Raw genomic sequence first — 24,108 nt, 5'->3', positions numbered from 1 at the left:
CGGGAAGCAATTGAAGAAAGTGTGACAGAATGTGGGCAAAAAAGGACACCCGACTGCAATCGCACGCGCAGTCGGGTGTATCCTCGTTACATCGTCGTTGTTTTTGCTTTGAGTATGCCTGTTTTGTAGAAATGGGCAATCGTTTTTGCGATCATATCAGCGGTGAGGATTGGGAAATCAACGCCATATTGGTCGAGTTTGACAACCGTTTTGTCATTCGAAAAAGCGGTGCGCGCTTCCGAGAAGCCGCCTTCTTTCAACAAATGAATGAGCGGGGCCATTGCATTTGTTTCATGCTGGCGCGCATCTTGTTCAAGCGCTGCTAACCACGCCTCGGTTGACACTTCCGCAAACGTTTCGTGAAATGCTTTCATCGCTTCGACGATCGTGGCAAATTTGATTTTGTGTCGGTTAAATAGATGGTACGTCCCACCGACAGTCTCTTTTTGCGACAAGCAGACGATGGCTTGACTCATTTTATCGACCGGGGTCATTTCAATTTTTTCGTCCATCCGTGGTGCCATGCCTAACTCTAGACAACCACGGACGAGGCGCCATAAAAAGTCACTTTCATTGACAATCCCAGTGACACTATCGCCTGACACCCTACCTGGGCGGTAAATAGAAATCGGTACTCCTTGTGCACGGGCATGCGCGACGACATGTTCAGCGACCCATTTGCTTTGCGTGTAGCCGATGTGCAAGCCATCAGGTGAGCCGAGGTCACTCGTTTCGGTGAAAAGCGTCTCATCGTTACTTGGCTCAGAGAAGACAGACAACGTTGACACATAATGAAGTGGTTTCACTTTGTTACTGACGGCAAGGCGAATGATCTCCTTTGTCCCATATACATTCGGGTAACGCGATTGCTCGTAAGGCATCATGAAGTTCACATCAGCCCCATTGTGATAAATGACATCGACTTGGGCTGCCAACTCGGCCCATTCTGTATCGTTTAAACCAAGGCGCGATTTCGCCAAATCACTAACAACAGGTTTAATACGTGTGGCAAAAGCTGGTTGCCATAAGTCATAACGGCGCAAATTTTTCTCGATGCGCTCAAGTGGCGCAGCACCCTCTTTATGGCGGACAACACAGTGGATCACCGCTTGCGTTGTTTGCAGCAAGTCTCGCAACATATAAGCGCCTAAGAAACCTGTCGCACCGGTTAAAAGAATCGTTTCGACTTGTTCGCTTGGCGGCGCAGCGTCTTGCAATGGTGCGGTAATGTCTGGCTCAAGCACACAATCTTGTTCAAACTGCGCTTGAAGCGTTTCTCCTTCTGCATCGAAGCGCGACGGTTCTTCCAAGATGTGCGCCATGCCGGCAATCGTTGGGTGATCGAACAAATGACGCAACGTAAGATCAATGCCTAGCTCTTCACTCATGATGAAGACAAGCTTCGTCGCAAGCAGGGAGTGTCCACCTAATTCAAAGAAGTTGTCATGAATACCGATCTGTTCGCGCCTTAATATACGTTGCCAAATTTCCAGTAACTGGTGTTCTGTATCGCTTTGTGGGCGCGCGATTTCTTCTCGTTCCTCCTGACAAAGGGTTGGCAATGCTTTCCGATCGACTTTGCCACTTGTCGTGAGCGGGAATGCTTCCAGCGTGAAAATATGTGTTGGCACCATATAATGTGGCAAATGCGCCTTGGCATGGGCACGAACCGTTGTCGCATCCATCCCCTTTTCTGCCGCTACATACGCGGTCAACGTTTTATCGCCGACGGTATTTTCAGAGACGATGACGATCGCGCCGTCAATGTCCTCATGCTGTTGTAACACGGCTTCAATCTCTCCGAGCTCAATTCGGAAGCCGCGAATTTTGACTTGATGGTCGGTTCGTCCAATGAACAGTAATTTGCCATCAGGTAAATAGCGGACAAGGTCACCCGTACGGTACAACTTTTCGCTTGATCCTTGTTTAAACGGATGCGGGATAAAACGCTCCGCCGTTAAGTCAGGTCGGTTCAAATAACCGAGGGATACCCCATCACCACCAACGTATAGTTCACCGACGACACCGATTGGTGCGAGCTGCTCATTTTGATCGAGCACATACGCCGTCGTGTTAGCAATCGGACGACCGATCGGAATCGACGGGCGCGTCATATCTTCTGCCTCAATCCAGTGACAAGCCGTGCATGCTGTATTTTCAGACGGGCCATAGCCATTGATAATTTGTGTGTCATGTAAAGCAGCATGTGCTTTTTCGATATGCGGAACAGAGAGTGCTTCCCCACCAACGAGCAAATATTTCACGCCTTGAAGGGCCTCAATATGGTGATCGACAATGACATTGAACAACCCAGCTGTTAGCCACAACGTACTGACATTGTACGTTTGAATCATATGGGCGTAATCTTGCAAACGAGGATTGCTCGCTGTCATGAGGACGAGGCGCGCCCCGTTAAGCAAGCTACTCCAAATTTCAAATGTCGATGCATCAAAAGAAATGCTTGATGCATATAAAAACACATCATTGGACGAGATCGGCACCCACGTTTTTCCTTTCACAAGCCGCGCAATTCCGCGGTGCGCAATTAACACCCCTTTTGGCTTGCCAGTTGAACCGGACGTATAAATGACATTCGCCAAAGCGGTTGCTTCATTTGGCACCGTGACGTTTGTCTCGACCGTTGGCATCTCTTGCTCGTTCAAGCAAACGATCGAAACATGCGCGACGCCCACCGGCTGATCGGTTAGAAGCAGCGGCATGGCGGTCTCATCGACAATGAATTGCAAGCGCTCAACAGGATGTTCTGGGTCTAATCCGACATAAGCGCCTCCTGCTTTCAACACGGCGAGCATGCTCGCGACTTGGTCGAAGGAACGGTTCATACAAATGCCAACACAGTCACCCGGGTGTACCCCTTGTGCGAGGAGGAAATGGGCGATGCGATTTGCCCGCGCATTTAATGCCCGATACGTCATCGTCTCATCTACCGATTGCAGTGCAATCGCTTCCGGTGAGGCTGCGACTTGTTCTTCAAACAATGTGTGGACACAGTGGTTTCGTGGATACGGATGGGCCGTGTCATTCCACTCAACTAGTAACTGCTCTTGTTCTGCTGCTGGAAGGAGCGACAACGTCCCCACTTCCTTGTCTGGTTGCGCGACAATCGCGGCCAACAATGTTTCGAAGTGGGCGATCATCCGAGCGACTCGTTCTTCTGTAAATAACGCTGTGTTGTAGACAAAACCGCCTGTCAGTTCGTCATCATGGGCAGTCATGACGAGTGACAGATCAAATAACGCGGTCTTGTTGTCAAGCGGGACAGACTGGAGCGCGACGTCGCCCATCTTGACACGGTCTGTTGGATCGTTTTGCAACGTAAACAACACTTGGAATAACGGGGTAAAGCTCGTATCTCGGCTTGTGCACAACGTTTCTACTAACTTTTCAAATGGCACATCTTGATGTGCATAGGCCGCAAGTGTCGTTTCTTTTACTTGTTGCAACAACGTCTGGAACGTACGTTCACTCTTGACTTGCGTTCGCATGACGAGCGTGTTGACGAAAAAGCCAATGACCCCTTCAATTTCGCCGTGATTGCGATTGGCTACTGGTGTGCCAACGGCGATGTCATCCTGCTGGCTATAGCGATGCAAGAACGTGTAAAAAGCGGCTAACAACGTCATGTACATTGTTGTACCTGTTTCGCGACTAAGCTGTCTCAAGGCTGCTGTTAATTCTGGTGATAACGTGAACATTTTTGTCTCACCATGAAACGTTTGCACGGCTGGGCGAGGAAAATCAGTCGGCAATTGTAGCTCAGAAACGCCGTTTAATTGTTGTTGCCAATACGCCAATTGCTCACGCATGACTGCCCCTTCTAACCAGTCTCGTTGCCACACAGCAAAATCTGCATACTGGACTGGCAACGGCAAAAGTGGCGATGATTGCCCCGCTGAAAAGGCCTCATACAAGCTACATAGCTCGCGGATGAAAATTCCCATCGACCAACCGTCTGAAATAATATGGTGCATGTTGACCAACAGTTCGTGACGGTCAGGCGCACATTTAATTAACATCGCACGCATGAGCGGTCCAGTGCCGATATGAAACGGCTGCGTACGCTCACGGTCAATGATCGCCGCGACGTCTTCTTCGCAACTTGCTTCAATCACTTGCAATGAAAATGGTTCCGGTGCATGAATAAGTTGGACAGCTTCTCCGTCCGCGGATACAAATGTTGTCCGCAGTGATTCGTGACGACGAATCATTTCTGTAAAGCATTGTTCAAGAATTGCCGTGTTCACTGTGCCTGTTAGCCGCCATTGTGATGGCATATGGTAGTGACAGCTATGTTGATACATTTGTTCAAAGAACCATAACCGCTGTTGTGCGAACGATAACGGCAGTTTTTCATCGCGGCGGACAGACAAGAAGGTTTTCTCAGCTACCGTTGTGCCCATCTGCGCTTGAATCTCGCGCGCCATATCCGCAAGTCGCGGCACTTGGAATAAACGCGATAAAGGGAAGTCAACGTGAAGCAGTTGACGAATCCGCGAGACGACTTGCGTAGCAAGAAGTGAATGTCCTCCGAGCTCAAAGAAGTGGTCATTTTTACGAATCGACGTGACCCCTAAAACATCGCCCCAAATCGTCGCCAATATTTCTTCTACCGGCGTTTGTGGGCTCACATCATCTTGCGCGTCAAGACGCGCGTCCCAATAGGGTTGCGGCAATGCTTTCCGGTCAACTTTGCCACTTGCCGATAATGGCAATGCAGACAAGATGACGATTGCTGTTGGTACCATAAATGACGGCAGCTTTGCCTTTAAATCTTCTTGTAATGTTGTCACGTTAAACGCGGCTGGATTCTTTGGTACAACATACGCAACGAGCTGCTTGCCCCGCGACGCATCTTCATGTACGTGCGCCACCGCTGTTTGGACATCGGCATGATCGAGCAGTGCGCCTGTCACTTCCCCAAGTTCAATGCGGAAACCACGGATTTTTACTTGATCATCGGTCCGACCGACAAATAACAGCGTGCCGTCTGGCAAATAGCGGACAAGGTCACCGGTTCGATATACTTTTTCATGCGCACCTTCCTTAAATGGATGCGGAATGAACCGTTCTTTTGTTAACTCGGGGCGGTTTAAATAGCCGGCTGCGAGGCGAATCCCGCCAACATACAATTCACCGACGACACCGGCTGCCACTGGTCGCTTCTCTTCATCTAACACATACACATCCGTATGCGGAACAGGTCGACCAATTGGAATGGACGGACGTGCCATATCGGCTGCCTCGACCCAGTGAATGGTCGTACATACGGTGTTTTCTGATGGGCCATACCCATTAAGCACGCGTGTGCCCGGCAGTGCTTCAAGTGCTTTCTTAATGTGTGGAACAGAGACCGCTTCCCCTCCAGTGACTAAATGCTTCACACCTTCAAGCGCTTTGACGTTGTGATCGACCATGACATTGAACAAACCGGCCGTTAGCCATAGCGTGCTGATGCGATCCGTTTGGATGACACGCTCATAGTCATGTAAACTCGCTTTCGCTTCGCTCATCAATACGAGGCGCGCACCGTTAAGTAGACTTCCCCACACTTCAAACGTCGTTACATCAAATGATGGGCTAGATGCGTAGAGAAGTACGTCGGACGAAGTGATCGGAATATACGTATCGCCCGTCAGCAAGGCGACAATTCCGCGGTGTGTAATACAGACGCCTTTTGGTTTCCCGGTTGATCCCGAAGTGTAAATGACGTTCGCTAAAGATGTATTGTGCGACAGCACTGTTGCGATGTTTGTCATTTCCGGTTCGATTGTCAGTTTATCTAAGCAAACGAGTTGCACATGGCGTAAGCGCCGTTTGGCGACGACATCACTTTCCGTAAGCAAAAGCGGCATATGTGTATCGTCAATCATATATTGCAAGCGCTCTTCCGGATATTCACGATCGAGCCCAATGTATACCGCGCCTGCTTTTAAAACAGCAAGCATGCTTGCGACTTGATCGAACGAGCGGCTCATACAAATGCCGACTTTGTCACCTACTTTCACCCCTTGCTCCTGTAATAACATCGCGATTCCGTTGGCGCGGCCATTTAAGGCAGCGTAGGTCATCGTGTCATTTTCTCGTTGCAATGCAATTGCTTCTGGCGTTGTCGCAGCGCGTTTTTCAAAGACCGTATGGACAAAATCAGCACTTGAAACGGGCTCGTCTTTAGTGGCCTCGTTCCATGTGACGAGCAGTTCGTGCTGCTCTGCCGCACATGTAAGGGCGATATCGGCAACCGATGTCTCATTGTTTTCAACAACCGCGGCAAGTAATGCTTGAAAATGAGCGATCATGCGGTCGATCCGGGCTTCTTCAAATAAAGCGGTATTGTATACAAATAAACCGTCCAACGCTTCTCCTGTTTCTTCTAACACAAGTGAGAGATCAAACAATGCCGTCTCATTCTCAAGCGTAATCGCGTCCATGTCAACATCGCCAAGTTGACTCATTTCATTTGGTGTGTTTTGTAACGCAAACAACACTTGGAACAGCGGCGTATGACCCGCATCACGGTCGACGACGAGCGCTTGCACGAGTTGATCGAATGGGACATCTTGATGCGCATATGCTGCGAGTGTCGTTTCTTTCACACGGGTTAGTAAGTCACTAAAACGAAGTGATGGTGCCACGTGTGTCCGCATGACCAAGGTATTGACGAAGAAACCAATTAATCCTTCGACTTCGGTACGGTTACGTCCAGCCACCGGTGTGCCAACAGCAATATCTTCCTGGCCGCTATAGCGATGCAGTAGCGCTTGAAAAGCGGCAAGCAATGTCATATAGAGTGTCGTCCCCGTTTCGTTGCTAAGCTGCCGTAATGATGTCGTGAGTGCAAGCGGCAGTTGAAACCTTTTTGTTTTCCCGGTAAATGTTTGCGCCGGCGGACGAGCATAATCGGTCGGTAATTGTAAGACGCTGACACCATCTAACTGTTCTTTCCAATAAGCCATTTGCGCTTCGAGCACACCTTGTGCCAACCATTCTCGTTGTCGGACAGCAAAATCAGCATATTGAACCGGTAATGCCGGGAGTGGTGATGGTTTGTCAGCAACGAATGCCGCGTATAGCTCGCTTAATTCACGCACGAAAAGCTGGAGCGACCAACCATCAGAAATGATGTGATGCATATTCACATATAGTCGATAGTCGTCTTCCCCAAGTTTTAATAAACTTGCGCGCACAAGTGGACCCGTCGCCAGGTTGAACGGCGCGCTCAAATCATCCGCAACAAATGCTTCGACTCCATGTTCACTGTTTACTTCCATCACTGGTAGTGTAAAAGTAGTTGGCATGATGTGTTGGTTCACTGTATCTTGTCCATCGACAGCGACAAAACATGTCCGTAATGACTCATGGCGTTCAATCAGCGCTTGAAAACTTTTTTCGAGACACGCAACGTCAATGGCACCACGAAGTCGCCAGAGCGAAGGCATGTGATAATGACAAGTACCTTCATGCATTTGGTCAAAAAACCACATCCGTTGTTGCGCAAAAGACAATGGTAATGCCGCCGCGTCTCGTGACACCGGGGTAAACGCCTCGTCGCGCACGGTCGTTCCGCCGGATCGCTCAATTTCCCGCGCCATCTCTGAAAGTACTGGCACACGGAACAGCTCCGCTAATGGAAAGTCGATCGCTAACATTTTCCGAATACGAGATACGACTTGTGTCGCTAGGAGAGAGTGCCCGCCGCGCGCGAAGAAGTCGTCATGTCGACTGACGTGCGGCACCCGTAACACGTCTTTCCAAATATCCACCAACACGTGTTCAGTATGCGTGATCGGCGCACCGGTGCCTTCCTCATTGGCTGCTGTTTCCCAATTAGGTGCTGGCAAGGCCTTGCGATTGACTTTGCCATTGTTTGTGAGCGGCAATAATTGCAACACGACAATCGCTGCTGGCACCATAAACGGTGGCAATTGTTGTTTTAAATCGGTACGCAATTGGTGTCGATCAAGGTCGGCATTTTCTGGCACGACGTGCGCGACGAGTTGCTTCCCGTGCCCTTCTTGCTCGTGCACGCTAACTACAGCTGCTTGAATGCGCGCGTCATTTAGTAAAATTGCTTCGACCTCACCCAGTTCAATCCGAAAGCCGCGGATTTTTACTTGGTCGTCACGACGTCCAACAAAAGTGAGTGTCCCATCTGGCAAATAACGGACAAGATCGCCGGTACGGTACAATTTTTCATTCGTTCCCTCTTTAAACGGATGCGGAACAAATCGGTCTGCCGTTAACTCAGGTTGATTTAAATAACCTGCCGCAAGTCCGGCGCCGCCTGTATACAGCTCACCAACGACACCAATTGGCACCGGGTTTTGCTGTTCATCAAGCACATACACATCCGTACCAGCAATCGGTCGACCAATCGGAATGGCCGGGCGCGCCAAATCTACCGCTTTAATTTGGTGACACGTTGTAAACACCGTATTTTCAGTCGGACCATAACCATTGATGATTTGCGTCCCGCGTAGTGTGTGCAATGCTTTTTTCACATGAGCTATCGACAATGCTTCTCCACCGATCAATAGATACTTCACACCTTGGAGTGCTTCCGCATCATCATCGACAATGACATTAAACAATCCAGCTGTGAGCCAGAGCACGCTTACTCGTTCCGTTTGGATCAGGTGCGCATAATCTTGCAAGCTTGGTCGTGCCGTTGACATGATGACTAGGCGCGCACCATTTAGTAAGCTCCGCCAAATTTCAAATGTGGCCGCGTCAAATGACATGCTCGACGCATACAAATATACATCCTCAGACGAACGCGGCACGACCGTTTCATCTTTTACCAAGCGGACAATCCCTTGATGTGTTACTTGCACACCTTTTGGTGCCCCGGTTGAACCAGACGTATAAATGATGTTGGCAGTCGCTTTTGATTGCACCTGTATTGTAAGGTCGTTTGTATCTTCAGCAGGCTGCACCCGCGTTGCGACACAAACCGTCTCGACGTTGCGGAAATGAGGCTGCTCGTCCCCGTTCACAAGAACCATCTTCATTGCTGTTTCGTCAATCATATATTGCAAACGCTCTTGCGGATAGGCCGGGTCTAAACACACATACGCGCCGCCCGCTTTTAAAATTCCGAGCATACCTACAATCTGTTCAATCGAACGCCCCATGCAGATGCCGACAGCATCTCCTACTTGTACCCCTTCCGCGACTAACCGATGCGCAATCACATTGGCGCGGGCATTTAACGCTCCGTACGTAAGTGAGGTTCCTTCATCAACTAAAGCAATCGCATCCGGCGTGCGCGCAGCTTGCGCTTCAAATAGTGTGTGCACACAACCATTTACATCACTTGGCGTGACGGTTTCGTGCCACTCGGTTAGTAATTGTTCGCGCTCTTGTGCGGACACGAGTGTCAATGTCCCAATTGCTGCTGTTGGCTGTTGCACAATTTCCATTAACAACACTTGAAAATGGCGGGCCATGAGTGCAATCCGTTCGCTTGAGAACAAATCTATGTTGTATACAAGTTCACCCACAACGCCATTTTCTGTTTCTGTCATCATTAATGACAGATCAAATAGCGCGGTTTCTTCTGTTTCATTCACCTGCTCCACGGTCACGTCTGGCAAAGTCAACGTATCTACTTGCATATTTTGCAACGCAAACAACACTTGAAACAGCGGTGAATAACTTGGATCGCGCGCCGCATCTAACTCGCTCACTAATTTTTCAAACGGCACGTCTTGGTGTACATACGCTTGTAGCGCCGTTTCTTTTACTTGCTGTAACAATGACAAGAAGCTGGAAGAGCCATCGACGCGCGCCCGAATGACAAGCGTGTTGACAAAAAAGCCAATGACATTTTCTACTTCTGCTTCGTTGCGACCGGCAACAGGCGTTCCTACAGTGATGTCTTCTTGTCCACTATATCGTTGCAAAAGGATATGAAACGCCGCGAGCAACGTCATATATAACGTGGCCCCCGCTTGATCACTGACACGTTGTAATGAAGCAGTCATTTTTTGATCCAGTGTAAAGATGTGCGTCTTCCCAGTAAAAGTTTGCGTCGCTGGGCGCGGATAATCAGACGCTAGTTGTAAGACCTCTACCCCATCCAGTTGTTCACGCCAGTAATCCATTTGCTTTTCTAATACGCCACTTTCCAGCCATTCACGTTGCCACACTGCATAATCAGTATATTGAATTGGCAGCACTGGTAATGGAGATGGCTTCCCAGTTACAAACGCTTCGTACAATGCCTGAAGTTCTCGAATGAAAATCCCCATCGACCAGCCGTCAGAATTGATGTGATGCATGTTTATGAAAAGCTCATAATCATCGGTCGCGCGTTGCACGAGTTGCGCTCGGAAAAGTGGGCCTGTCGTGAATGAAAAAGGTTGTTTACGTTCTGCCTGCAGGTGCACTTCCTTGTCTGGCTCATTGCGAACGTCAATGACAGCCAACGAGAAGGACGACGGTACGACTTGTTGTACGACCTCTTCATCATCTTGCTTTGTAAAAACAGTTCGGAACGATGCATGACGGTCAACAAGTGCTTTTAAACTTTGTTCCAACACGGATACATTGAGTGACCCGCGAATACGCCACGACATTGGCATGTGATAATGACGGTTCCCTGGGTACATTTGCTCGGAAAACCACATGCGCGTTTGTGAAAACGAAAGCGGCATTCGTTCTTGATAAGGTTGGCGTGTCAATGGTTTTTTCTCTACTTCCATCCCGAACGATCGCTCAATTTCACGGGCTAGATCGGCAAAAATCGGCGTTTTGAACAGTTGGGGTACAGGTAAGTCGACATTGAACAATTTCCTGACCCGAGCAACAACTTTCGTCGCTAACAGCGAGTGTCCGCCGCAAGTAAAAAAATGATCGTTACGCGCCACCCGTTTGACACCAAGCACTTCTGTCCAAATACGGGCCAATATTTCTTCCACTGGTGTTTGCGGACCATTGTCATGCTTGTTGTCATGAGACGTACCCCATGTCGGTGCTGGTAATGCTTTGCGGTCAACTTTTCCGTTTGGTGACAACGGCAAGGCATGTAGCATGACGATGTGAGACGGTACCATGAAAGACGGTAATGATTTTTGTAAATGTGTGCGTAATGTTGTTTCTTGAAGGTGGTCCTGATCGGTTGGGACGACATATGCAATGAGTTGTTTACCACGCACTGGATCTTCATGTACATGAGCAATCGCAGCTTGGACGTCTGGATGCTGTCCGAGAAGCGCACTCACCTCATCTAATTCAATTCGAAAACCACGGATTTTCACTTGGTGATCCGCTCGTCCAATAAAGGAAAGGGAACCATCAGGTAAATAGCGAACGAGATCGCCTGTACGATACAATTTTTCATCGGATCCTTTTTTGAATGGATGAGGAATGAAACGCTCCTTCGTTAAATCCGGTCGCTTCAAATAACCAGACGCGACACCGTCACCGCCTGTATAAAGCTCGCCAACGACGCCGATCGGCACCGGCTGTTGCTCGCTATCAAGTACATACACATTTGTATTGGCAATGGGGCTACCGATTGGAATCGACACACGGTCTAAGTCGCGCGCTTCCACCCAGTGACATGCTGTACATGCGGTATTTTCAGCTGGCCCATACCCATTAATGACTTGCGTTCCTTCCAATACGTTCATTGCTTTTTTCACATGCGGCACCGATAATGCCTCACCACCTGCAAGTAAATACTTCACGCCTCGTAGTGCTTCTACTTGTTCGTCTACAATCGCGTTAAATAGTCCTGCGGTCAACCACAAGGTACTAATGCGGTGCTGCTTGATCACATCAGCGTAGTCTTGTACACCCGCCCGCTCTGCTTCTAAAAGTACGAGTTTTGCGCCGTTTAATAAACTACTCCAAATCTCAAACGTCGCTGCATCAAAAGCGATACTTGCGCCTTGTAAATAAACATCTTCAGGTGTAATCGGTACCCACGTTTCTCCTTTCACAAGTCGTACGATGCCGCGATGAGGGATCAACACGCCTTTTGGTGTGCCAGTGGAACCGGACGTGTAAATAACGTTAGCAATGGTTGTCGGTGTACACGTAAGTTCCGGCAAATTTTTTGCTTCTTCAGGTAACACAACTTGATCAAGCAACACCGCCTTCGTCGTTGATGCACAGCCAGTCGTGTCGAAATGACGGTCGACGAAAAGAAGCGGCATCTCACTCTCTTCCATCATATAGCGCAAGCGCTCTGGCGGGTACGCCGGGTCTAAGCCAATGTATGCGCCGCCAACTTTTAAAATGGCCAGGATGCTTGCGATTTGATCAAATGAACGATGCATACAAACGCCGACAAAGTCTCCTGGCTCGACGCCTTCGTTTGTTAAAAAGCGAGCAATTCGGTTCGCACGGGCATTCAACTCGCGATACGTCATCACCTCGTTGCTTTTGCTCGCAATGAGTGCAATCGCTTCCGGTCTCGTTGCTGCTTGTTCTTCGAATAAAGCCGGGACCGTTTTCTCGGCTGGATATGGGCACGCCGTGTCGTTCCACTGAACAAGCAACATCTCTCGCTCTTGTTCAGACATGAGCGGCAACGCTTTCACCGCTTCAGACGGGCGCTGCACAATGCTTGCAAGCAATACTTGTAACTGCTGCCCCATCCGGTCAATCGTCTCTTCATTAAACAAGTCGACATTATACACAAGCCCGGCAACAAGATGATCGCCGTGGTCTTCCATCATTAACGACAAATCAAATAAACTCGTTTTCCATGAAACATCAATCATGTCAATGTCAACATCTAATGCTGCTAGTGGAGTCGTTTTGGTTTCCAACGCAAAAGCAACTTGAAACAACGGTGTATGCTCGGCATTTCTCTCCGGTTGTACTGCTTGTACGACTTGCTCGAACGGCACATCTTGGTGGGCCTGCGCGGCGAGTGTCACTTCTTTGACGTGTTGTAACAGCGAATCGAAGCTCATATCCGCATCCATTTTGGCGCGTAAAACAACCATGTTGACGAAAGCCCCGATGATGCCTTCTAATTCTTCCCGGTTCCGGTTGGCTACAGCCGTCCCTACTGCGATGTCTTCTTGTCCACTATAACGGGCAAGCAACACATAATACGCGGCAAGCAACGTCATGTAAAGTGTCGTTCCTTCTTTCCGACTCAATGCTTTTAAATCACTGACGAGCGCTTTTGGTAATGGGAACTTTTTCGTCCGACCGTTGTACGTTTGCACCGGTGGTCGCGGTCGATCGGTCGGTAATTGCAATACGGGCACATCAGCTAATTGTTGCTGCCAATAATCAAGTTGCGCTTCAAAATCGCCACGCTGACACAGATTTTTTTGCGTTAAAACAAAGTCTGTATATTGTTGCGGGAGCGCTTGCAAATCTGGTGCTTGTCCAGCCGAAAATGCCTCGTAAAGACGCGCAAATTCTGCTTGTAATACATCAATGGACCAACCATCCGCAATGATATGATGCATGTTAACAAGAATAAAATGGTCTTCCTCGTCAAGCGTAAGCATCGTTACACGAAAAAGTGGGCCTTTTTCTAAATCGAAAAGGCGGTGCGCTTCCGTTTGCACGTATGCATACGCTTGTTGTTCCCGGTTTTGTGTATGTGCGAGATCTATTCGTTTGATGGCCACTTTCGCGTTTGGCTCGATTACTTGTAATACTTGTCCATCGCGCGCTTGAAATGTCGTTCGTAACATCGCATGGCGAGAAACAAGCGTTTGGAAACATTTTTCGATCACCTTTACGCTAACTGCCCCGCGCATGCGCCAGTTGAGCGAAATATGATCGACAGCATTCGTCTCGTCCATCTTTGAACTCAACCAGAACCGTTGTTGCGTGTAAGAAAGCGGGTGCACTTTTTTCTCACCTTGTTTTTTCAACAAAGCCTTCAACAAAGCTTTTTTATCACTCATGACGAGCGCCCTCCTCTAACAGCATATTTAACATCGCTTCAATCTCCTCTTCACTCATTGTATCTACCAAGTCAGTCGTGTGCTCGTCCGTTGCTGTGTCTACGTGCGCCGCTTGTTTTTCTGTAATAAAGCGCGCGAGTTCGTATACACTTGGGTGAGCAAAAATGTCTTGCAACGTCACCGAGATGTTGTATTTCTTTTCAATTCGCGACGACAACTGCGTCATTTTTAACGAGTGTCCACCAATATCAAGGAAATTTTCATGTAACCCAATATGACTTGATGACAATAACGTCGCAAGTGCCTGAGAAAGGAATGTTTCTACTGGTGTTGATGGCGCTTGTGATGGCTTTTCGCTATGCGCACCATCCATATTTGGCGCAGGCAACGCTTTTCGGTCCACCTTACCGTTTGGCGTCAGTGGCATTTCCTCCAACTTAACCCACAACGTCGGAATCATGTACGTAGGAAGCTTCTTTTGCATAAATGTGCGCACCTCTTGGATCGAGACGTCCGTTCCTGGTGTAGGCACAATATAACCAACGAGCTGCTTCTCTAATGTCGCATCTTCGCGCGCGACGACAGCTGCAGACTGGACCGCACTGTGCGCACGCAACACATGTTCCACTTCATATAATTCAATACGGAAGCCACGAATTTTTACTTGGGCGTCCTTTCTTCCTAAAAATTGTAACGTGCCATCCTCTAGGTAACGTACGACATCACCCGTTTTGTATAGACGCCGCCCTTGTTTAAAAGGGTGAGGGATGAATGCTTGCTTCGTTAAGGCTGGCTTGTTGACGTAACCTTGTGCCAGTCCGAGCCCACCGATATACAATTCACCGGCAAAACCAGTTGGCACCGGTGATAACGATGCATCGAGCACATACATTTCTGTATTGGCAAACGGTTGACCTAAATCAATCGGTGCCGTAGGATCAAGCAATGTTCCAGATGACCAAATTGTTGCCTCGGTCGGACCGTATAGGTGATAGATGTCGCCTGTAAATGATTGGCCCACCTTGTCTAGCAACGCCCGAGATAACGGCTCTGCCCCAACGAGCATCCCTTTCAATTGTGTGAAAGCAGACCCATCACCCCACATCATCTGTAAACGAGACGGGGTAAATTGCAGCCAGTCAATCTCGTTTCTGCTAATAAATTGATGAAAGTGTGCTGGATTTGTTTGTTCAATTGTGTCGGCAATCGCCACTTGCATTCCGACTGTTAACGGCACAATCGTTTCCAATAAAGATAGGTCAAATGACATCGTTGCGACCGAAGCAATCCGCTCTCCCGGTTGAAAAGGAAGAAAGTCTGTGATTCCATAAACAAAATTTGTCACCGCACGATGAGAGATCATGACACCTTTTGGTTGCCCAGTCGAACCAGATGTATAGATGATGTACGCGTTGTCATTTTCATCGTGTGTGTACGTCCACGTTTCCTTATGTCCAGCAGCATGAGCATGACAGGACAGTTCATCAACATTAATGCGTTTCAACCCATCTACCAAGGGCACATCCATTTGTGACGTGCTTAAGACAAACGTGACGCCGCTGTCGCGTAACACGTAAGAGATTCTTTCTGTTGGATGATCTGGGTCAATCGGTACATACGTCCCGCCGGCTTTTGACACACCAAGAAGCGCCACGACCATATGAATCGATCGAGGTAAAAGTAAACCAACAACGGTGCCTCTTTTCACTTCGTTCGCCCGTAAATATGCTGCAAGTTGCGTGATTCTTGCATCTAACGCTTCATAAGAAAGGCAAGTATCACCAAATGTAACAGCAATCTCTTTAGGTGTTTTTTCCACCTGTGCGCTAAATAGTTCGGGTAACGTCATATCAAAACGAAACGCTTGATTCGTTTCATTCTTCTCAACAAGTAAATGATGGCGCTCAGCGTCTGTAAGCAATGGCAATGCCGCAATGCGTTTTGTTGGTTCATCGACGATGGCTTGTAACAATGTTAAAAAATGCTGCTCCATCCGTGTGATAGCTTTGGCTGTGAACAAGCGTTTATTGTACGCCAGACGACCAAAAAAATGTGTTCCTTCTTCTTGGAATGTGAATGAAAGATCCGTCGATCGCGCGACCCGAGCAACATCGTTTTGTAGTGCAAAAAATACTTGATATGATGATGCCGCATCGGCTTCAACCGGCATCTCTTGATGGGCATCAGCAGCAACCAACCCGTGTAATAGATCAAGAAAACGCCTATCACCTTTGACACTAGCACGAATGATGCGTATATTGGCGCCTGGTTGATCCATGGCGGGTGTTGCAATTGCAATGTCTTCGTGGCTCGTATAACGGTATAATAAAGTATAAAAAGCAGCGAGTAATGCCGTATACAATGTGACATTTTCTTGCTTTGTGAAGCGACCTAGCGCAGCAGTTAACGCGGACGGGATCGTAAAAGAATGATGCCCGTAACCTTCCTTGATATCATCTTGTGTTAAAAAAGGAATGGCCGTTATACCCGCAAAGTATTCCTGATCTCGCCCTAACTGAGCGTACGTTCGTTCTTGTTGCATGCGTTGCCCTAGCAGATCACTCGGCGCGTGCCGATTGTCTACAATGTTATTCATTTTCATCGTTCTCTCCCCTTAACAAGATCACGTATGTGATTTTTTCTACCTTACTCTTTGAACGCGTCTCGATAAGCTCATTTGCACTTCGTTGCGTGATTGCAAAGCGCCCTATCCACCTCCAATTTTTCCGCATAGTAGTTAATTCGACGAAAATAGCAATGTTCCTGCTGAAAAAGGAGATATTTTATTAATTTCTTGTAAAGATTTGTAGCAAAAATGTTTGTAGAATATTAAGGCACCTTCTAGGCTGTGAATTGACATATTCCAAACTGCACTCTACAATGAAGTCCATAGTAATCGTTTTTCGTCGCTTAAAAGAGAGGAAGTCGATCATGTCAAAAAATATCATATGGATGACTGTGCGTACGGCAGTCGTTATACTCTTTTGTATTATTTTTATGTGGTTATTTGCGCGTGTCTTTTCTCTCACGTATCCTTTTTGGATTGCCGCTTTGTTTGCTTGGATGTTGCAACCACTTGTTCGTTTTTTGCAAGAAAAATTGCGTTTTAATTCAGGTTCAGCAAGTTTATTTGGTTTGCTTGGTGGGATCCTTACAATTAGTGCTTTTTTGAGTGGTCTAGCGTTTCTTATTTATTACAATTTAAGTCAATTTTTTAGACAAGTCCCCACTTGGATTGAAGAAGGAACAACAAAGGCACAATTATTTTTTAATGAAACGATTTGGCCGCATTGGCGCGAAGTTCTCGGTTTATTTGATACGTTTGATGAAAACTCTCAACACGTCGTTATTCAAGGAATCGATCAGTTAGGAACTGTCATTGTGAAAACATTAGGCGATATCGGACAAGCAGCACTTGATTCTGTCACCCATTTGTTGCTCGGGGTTCCAAGCTTTCTTGTGGCATTTTTCTTTATTATGCTAAGTATTTATTTCATGGGAAAGAGTTGGGGATTTTATGAATCGATATATGAACGTCATACGCCCCATACCGTTCGAGTCAAGTCAAAAGCCTTTGTCCAGGCGATGCGGCTACGTTTATTCGGTTTCATACGTGCACAAATTGTCGTCATGATTGTGACTGCAACCATTGTTTTTCTTGCCTTACTCATCTTACGAGTTGAGAATGCATGGATGCTTGCCATCGTTGTCGGAATTGCCGAGCTCCTGCCATACGTAGGGACAGGAACGATTTTGATTCCGTGGTTTCTTTATTTATTTATTACAGGCGATGTCTCAGGTGGGGTCGGTTTGCTCATCCTCTATACGATTGTCGTCATTGTGCGGCAGTTGCTTGAACCAAAACTACTGTCCGCACACATGAATTTAAACCCGATTGCTTTGCTCATTTCGCTGTTTGTTGGTTTACAACTATTTGGTGCCACCGGTTTATTTATCGGTCCGATTATACTGGTGCTCATCGTCATTTTGTATGACATTGGCATCATTCAAAGTGTATTTACCTTTGTTCGTGAAGGGTTTACCCCTGAAAAAAAATGATGCTGTAAAGGAGATGAATGAGATGTCCCAATTACAAACCCTCGCACACGCCCAAGCACTTGACGAAAAAGATCCACTCCGTTCTTATGCAACTGAGTTTTATAAAAACAACGGCATCACATATGTCGATGGAAATTCGCTTGGCCTATGTAGCAAGCGGGCCGAGCAAGCTGTCTTATCGGTGTTTGCCATGTGGAAACAGCACGGCATTGATGGTTGGGGGGAAGGCACGTATCCTTGGTTTACTTTATCAGAACGGATTGGGCAAGCACTCGCATCACTCGTTGGCGCACATCCTGATGAAGTGATCGCAACCGGTTCCACAACATCAAACTTGCACCAACTATTAGCCACATTTTACCGTCCCGAAGGAAAACGGACCAAAATCGTCACGGATGCACTGAATTTCCCGACTGATTTTTATGCAATCAAGTCTCATCTCCGTTTGCACCATGACGATGAACAAACACATTTGCGGGTCGTTGAGAGCCTTGATGGGCACACGTTATGTGAAGACGACATTATTGCTGCGATGGATGAAGAAGTCGCTGTCGTCCTTTTGTCGTCCGTTCTTTACCGGAGTGCGCAACGTTTATCGTTGAAAAAGCTCACCGACGCTGCCCATTCTCGCGGGATCATCATTGGTTTTGACTTATGCCACTCCATTGGTTCCATCCCGCATACGTTAAGTGCGGATGGCGTTGACTTTGCGGTCTGGTGCACATATAAACATCTTAATGGTGGCCCTGGTAGTGTCGCTGGTCTCTACGTTCATCGTCGCCACCACGACCGGATGCCTGGATTAGCGGGTTGGTTCGGTTCTAACAAAGAAAAGCAATTTGATATGTCACCGACATTCACCCAAGGAGACGGAGCGGGTGCGTTCCAAATGGGCACGCCCCACCTCCTCTCGCTCGCACCACTTATCGGCGCACTTGAACTTTTTGCAGAAGTCGGCCTTGAAGCAGTCCGGGAGAAATCACTGAAACTGACAGATTACTTTCTCGCACTACTCGCTGCATTTCCAGAAACGCAAGTGTTCACTGTTCGCACACCGATCGCCCACGAACAACGGGGCGGGCACATTTATTTGGAGCATAAAGAAGCCGCGCGCATTTGTAAGGCGCTCAAACAAGCAGGTGTAATCCCTGATTACCGCGCCCCGAGCGGGATTCGCATCGCACCTGTTGCATTGTATAATTCATTTACAGATGTATACACTGTCGCCATTACACTACGACAAATTATGAAAGATAAAACGTATGAGCGATTTAGTAACACGCGCGAGGTGATTGCGTAGTGACTTGGATTGATATTAGCCAACCGCTGTCCGCAAGTATTGCCCATTGGCCAGGAGATACACCTTTTTCCTATCGCCTCGTTGCCACAAAAGAAATGACTGGCTCTGTTAATGTCGGTTCAATTCACATGAGCGCACATACCGGCACACACGTCGATGCGCCTTTCCATTTTGATGATAACGGGGATCGCATTGACGAGCTGCCGTTATCGACATATATCGGCGACGCCTATGTCATTGAAGCGATCGGGGTCAAAGAAATTTCACAATCGTTGCTTGAGGGAATCGTGCCGAAAAACACGAAACGACTATTAGTGAAAACGAAGACACAAACAAATGAACATATTTTCCCAGACACGCTCCCTGCCGTTACGCCGGAAGCTGCCGCTTATTTACAAACCATGGGTGTCATTTTACTCGGTGTCGACGTCCCTAGTGTCGATGAGCCGACAAGTAAAGAACTCGCCGGCCACCATGCCTTAGCAAAAGCAGGCATCGCCATTTTGGAAAATATTCAGTTGGCGCACGTCACTTCTGGGTATTATGAGCTCATCGCTTTACCGCTTCGTCTTGTCGGTGCAGATGGTAGCCCTGTCCGCGCTGTGCTTCGACCTATTCAATCAAAGGAGTGAGATCAATGTCTGAAAACATGCATACCGACTTCAAAAAAGATATGAGCTACAGTGATTATTTAGGGCTCGATACACTGCTCGCAAGTCAAAAACGGTTATCAAATCAGCATGATGAAATGCTCTTTATTATCATCCATCAAGTCAGCGAGCTATGGATGAAACTCATGTTACATGAAATAGACGGCGCGACAAAAGCCATTCAGCAAGATCATTATCAACCGGCTTTCAAACAACTCGCACGCGTCTCCAAAATTCAATCGCAAATTATTCAAGCATGGGACGTGCTGGCGACGATGACACCAGCGGAATATAAACAATTTCGCGATTCCCTTGGACATGCGTCTGGCTTTCAATCATTCCAACATCGCCAGCTCGAATTTGCGCTTGGGAAAAAGACAGACCATATTTTAAAGATTTATGCACATGACGAAGCACTCGTAAAAACATTGCGCACTGCTTACGAAGCACCGAGCTTGTATGATGAAGCGATTCGCGCCCTCTCTCGTGCGGGACTCGCAATCGATGAAGCAGTGCTAACGCGCGACGTTCGGAACACGCATGAAGAAAACGAATCGGTATTGCATGCTTGGCAACAAGTATACGAAGACATCGATCGTTATTGGGATCTATACCAACTCGCTGAGAAATTGATTGACTTAGAAGACTGGCACCAACAATGGCGCTTCCGCCACATGAAAACAGTTGAGCGCATTATCGGCATGAAAAAAGGCACCGGCGGCTCGAGCGGTGTTGGTTATTTGAAAGCTGTATTGGATGAGCAATTTTTCCCTGAGCTTTGGAAAGTACGGACAACGTTGTGAAAAATTAGACCGTAGACACCAGAGCACTTGGGAGTGCTTTTCTATGAATAGATATGTAAGAAGATCATTGCCCCTTCGGAATAAATTTACTCAACAGAGACCCATTTTTTATTCATAGCTGACACATCGGACCTCGGTGCTGCATAATGTATCCTAGAAGAATGAGACACTCATTCCTTCGCTGCTTTCATTTTTGATTCAAGAAAGGTTTCTTTCTTGAAAATGGTATCAAGCATACCGGCACTTTCGTTCAAAGCTAAGATTTCTTGTACGGAAACCCCCAAAGTGTTCATTCAACACTTTGGGGGTTTCTGTTGATCCATTAAAAAGAATGGCTAATGTTTATTAACACTAGCATGTCACATATTAAAAACGCTGTCTGTTTTCATACCCACTAGCACAAATAATGCTGCGAAGTGTAATTTATACTAAACGCCCACATACCTCACATCATGAACAGGAATCCACCACTCCACTGTGGAAAAATAAATAGCCGATACTACCGCAAGTATACACCCTCCGACAAATATAATATCTTCGCGTTGAAAATGCAGTTTATAAAAATACGTCCGCTTTTGTTTTAAGAAAAATTGTTTCGCCGTCATCGCCACCGACAAACGCTGGGCTCGTCTAATCGCTTGAGCGAGTAAAGGTACACTATAAAAGTGCAGCATGTCATACATTCCGCGCACCCCGCGCCGGGTCGAGACCCCTCTAATTTGATACGCGTGGCGCAATGTTTGAAACTCCGTCACCATCATCGGGATCATCCGAATCGAAGCCATAAAGCCGTACGCAAAATGGGGTGGCAAGCGTAACTGCTGCATTAATGAATAAAATAAATAGACTGGTTTTGTTGTTAACGCAAATAATAACCCAAACGTTGCAAATGTGAGTGCACGTAAACCTAAATGAATTCCGCGATAGAAACTCTCCTCAGTAATATGGACAATGCCCATATGAAACCACGTCGTCTCACCTTTACCAAAGAAAACCATCGCCGTCGATGCTGACACAAACACAAGTATAAATGGCAAACAGTACAACAATACAAACAAGCGCGGATGGCCAGAGAAAGTAAATAAAGTAAATAACGCTATGGCTACAACAAGTATTAATACATTTGGATTATGGATGAAAATAACGCCAACTAGCATTACCATCGTCACGATAAGTTTTAAGCTCGGATTAATCCGACTTAGCCACGTTTCTTCCCATTTATATTCAGTCATGAGCGCCCTCCTTAGTCATCCGCCGCTCATTTGGATACTGCTTGGCCACTTTCCCATTAGAAATCTCCCATACGTGCGTTGCATAATGGGTCACAATCTCCTCATCATGCGTGACCATCACAACCGTTCCCCCATTCGCACGAAATGACTCGAGTTGGGTAAGTAACGCAAAGGTATGATAGGCATCTTGACCAAATGTCGGTTCATCAAGTAGCAATATGTCACGCGTATGCATGAGTGCCGTTGCGACACTTAAGCGCCGCTTTTGACCAATTGATAACCGATAGGGGTGAGACGCTTTGAATGCTGTCAAACCAAATGTGTCAAGCAGCGCTGTCGCACGTTCTTTATATTTCTCGTCACTTTTTCCAGGTGTACCTGCATATAGCTCTTGTTCCACTTCATCAGTAATAAATTGAAATTCTGGGTTTTGAAATACAAAGCCAATCTCTCGTGCGAGGATACGCTTTTTGTCCACTTGCTTCCCATTTACTTCATACGTCCCACTCGTTTTGAGCAAGTTCATGAGCGCATACAACAGCGTTGTTTTCCCAGCCCCATTTCCTCCAGTAATGACGAGCCATTGTCCTGCCTTTGCATCGGCACACGCGACACGGCTGACCACTTTTTTCCGACGATAAGCATGGAACTCGTGCACATACAAACGTTGTGGTCCCTTCTCCACTGCTACTCGTGGCAAATGCGTCGCTACCAAATGATGCTTCCACGAATGCGGGTGCCAAATACCGTATTCGTCAAACGCCTCTTCATACGTTTGCCAAATACGGTCCGGCGCACCATCAGCAATGATCTCTCCGGCTGCGTTAAATAAAATGATGCGTGTAATGAAGTTGAGGATATGCGTAATTTTATGTTCCACAATCACGATCGTTTGCGCTTCCGTGCATTGCTTAACCGTTTCCCATACAGCAACGGTCCCTTCAGGATCAAACAATGCCGTTGGTTCATCTAAAAATAGGACATCAGCTTCCAATGCAAGTGCTGACGCAATCGCGAGTCGTTGTTTCATGCCTTGTGACAACGTGGAAATCGCTGTATGTGGCGCCACATCTAACCCAACTCGCTTCAATAAGGACGCAATGTAAGCAGGCATGTCTTCGCGAGCGACTTGACGGTTCTCTAACACAAACGCTAACTCTTCATCCACATAGGGCATACAAAATTGGCTGTCAGGATCTTGAAACACAATTCCTGCTTCTGCAGGAATTGTGGCCACATCACTTTTAAAAGGCACTTCAACTGCCCGCGGAATCAACCCCGCCATCACTTGGAGAAGCGTCGATTTTCCGCACCCGCTTGGGCCGAGCAAGAGCACTTTCTCCCCTTTTTGCACGGTTACACTCAGTTCATCAAACAACAAGTTATCACTTTGAGGATAAGTCAAGACGATATTTTCTAACTGAATCACAGGATCAGCCACAATCATTGTTTCCTTTTCGCCTCTAATCGTGCGTAATCTGCTTGTGAAACGGGCCGAATGAGCTGGACAACACCGGTCTTTTCAAGCGCGCGAACAAGTGCTGTCGCAAACACACCGGCAATAAGAATGGCGCTGATCGTACGGAGGATCACTCGAATTGATAAGTTCCATGTCGTATAATCCAGTAAATAATCATTAAAATAGTCAACAGAAAATGATGCAATTGAAGCACCGATTGCGCCTAAAATGGCCACACCCATGTGATACAAACGGTAGCGGAACATCGCAAAAGCCAATTCTGCCCCAAGTCCTTGGAAGAAACCATATAAGAGTAGGGAGAGCGGTCCATATGGAGACCCCGCCAAAAATGACCCGACCGACGCTGCTGTTTGAGCTAAAATGGCTATCCCCGGCTTGCGAATGATTAACATGGCAAGTGGTCCAGCAATAAACCACATTCCATAAATCAATTGGTGAAGTTGTAACCCCGTTACCGAAACAATATCATAGAGCGGTGTCCATAAACGATAGACGATCGCAAAAACAACGGCAATCATAATTGTGACAATAATATCAGTTAATGTTAATTGCTTTTTCTTCATTGATAAGACTCTCTCCTTTCAAATGACAAAAAACCCTTGCTGATGACATCAAGGGGTACTAAAAATTCTTGTGACATTGCGGTGTTATGTATGCATGAACAGAAAGAAAAACGTCAC

At 47.2% G+C, this 24,108-nt stretch carries 9 protein-coding genes; 4 read left to right on the top strand and 5 right to left on the bottom strand.

Annotation, left to right across the window (positions count from 1 at the left end; translation table 11 throughout):
* Positions 1 to 86: 86 nt before the first annotated feature.
* Positions 87 to 13,904 (bottom strand): non-ribosomal peptide synthetase, encoded by a 13,818-nt coding sequence (locus tag NSQ26_RS05155; protein WP_499719516.1) that lies wholly within the window; start codon positions 13,902 to 13,904, stop codon positions 87 to 89.
* A complete protein-coding gene (locus NSQ26_RS05150; protein ID WP_499719514.1) occupies positions 13,897 to 16,506 on the bottom strand; it encodes a non-ribosomal peptide synthetase in 2,610 nt (869 codons plus the stop codon). Before NSQ26_RS05150 ends, NSQ26_RS05155 begins: the two co-directional genes overlap by 8 nt.
* A 329-nt stretch (positions 16,507 to 16,835) precedes the next feature.
* On the opposite strand from NSQ26_RS05150, the gene ytvI reads away from it, so the two are divergent.
* The 4 genes from ytvI to kynA are packed head-to-tail and all read left to right on the top strand — an operon-like array spanning position 16,836 to position 20,716.
* The gene (ytvI, locus tag NSQ26_RS05145) at positions 16,836 to 17,963 is read left to right on the top strand and encodes a sporulation integral membrane protein YtvI (protein ID WP_499719512.1); all 1,128 of its coding nucleotides are present in this window, start codon (positions 16,836 to 16,838) and stop codon (positions 17,961 to 17,963) included.
* A gap of 13 nt (positions 17,964 to 17,976) precedes the next feature.
* Positions 17,977 to 19,263 (top strand): kynureninase, encoded by a 1,287-nt coding sequence (kynU, locus tag NSQ26_RS05140; protein ID WP_499719511.1) that lies wholly within the window; start codon positions 17,977 to 17,979, stop codon positions 19,261 to 19,263.
* Positions 19,263 to 19,895, top strand: coding sequence for an arylformamidase (gene kynB / locus NSQ26_RS05135; protein ID WP_499719509.1), 633 nt, complete (start codon positions 19,263 to 19,265; stop codon positions 19,893 to 19,895). Before kynU ends, kynB begins: the two co-directional genes overlap by 1 nt.
* Before the next feature lie 5 nt (positions 19,896 to 19,900).
* The gene (gene kynA / locus NSQ26_RS05130) at positions 19,901 to 20,716 is read left to right on the top strand and encodes a tryptophan 2,3-dioxygenase (protein ID WP_499719507.1); all 816 of its coding nucleotides are present in this window, start codon (positions 19,901 to 19,903) and stop codon (positions 20,714 to 20,716) included.
* A gap of 428 nt (positions 20,717 to 21,144) precedes the next feature.
* Here the strand turns inward: kynA and NSQ26_RS05125 are convergent, their stop codons facing one another.
* From NSQ26_RS05125 to NSQ26_RS05115, 3 genes are read right to left on the bottom strand one after another with little or no spacing between them, the layout of a single operon-like run.
* The gene (locus NSQ26_RS05125) at positions 21,145 to 21,948 is read right to left on the bottom strand and encodes an energy-coupling factor transporter transmembrane component T family protein (protein ID WP_499719505.1); all 804 of its coding nucleotides are present in this window, start codon (positions 21,946 to 21,948) and stop codon (positions 21,145 to 21,147) included.
* Complete coding sequence (locus NSQ26_RS05120; RefSeq protein WP_499719504.1) at positions 21,941 to 23,395, bottom strand: ABC transporter ATP-binding protein; 1,455 nt, start codon at positions 23,393 to 23,395, stop codon at positions 21,941 to 21,943. Before NSQ26_RS05120 ends, NSQ26_RS05125 begins: the two co-directional genes overlap by 8 nt.
* A complete protein-coding gene (locus NSQ26_RS05115; protein ID WP_499719503.1) occupies positions 23,392 to 23,991 on the bottom strand; it encodes an ECF transporter S component in 600 nt (199 codons plus the stop codon). The genes NSQ26_RS05120 and NSQ26_RS05115 overlap by 4 nt, the downstream gene beginning before the upstream one ends.
* Between the last annotated feature and the right edge of the window lie 117 nt (positions 23,992 to 24,108).

The sequence above is a fragment of the Bacillus sp. FSL W7-1360 genome (assembly GCF_038592975.1).
In the GTDB taxonomy this organism is placed as follows: Bacteria; Bacillota; Bacilli; order Bacillales; family Bacillaceae_D; genus Shouchella; species Shouchella lonarensis.
Note: the sequence above shows the minus strand (reverse complement) of the source record. Positions and strands in the feature narration are given on the sequence as shown.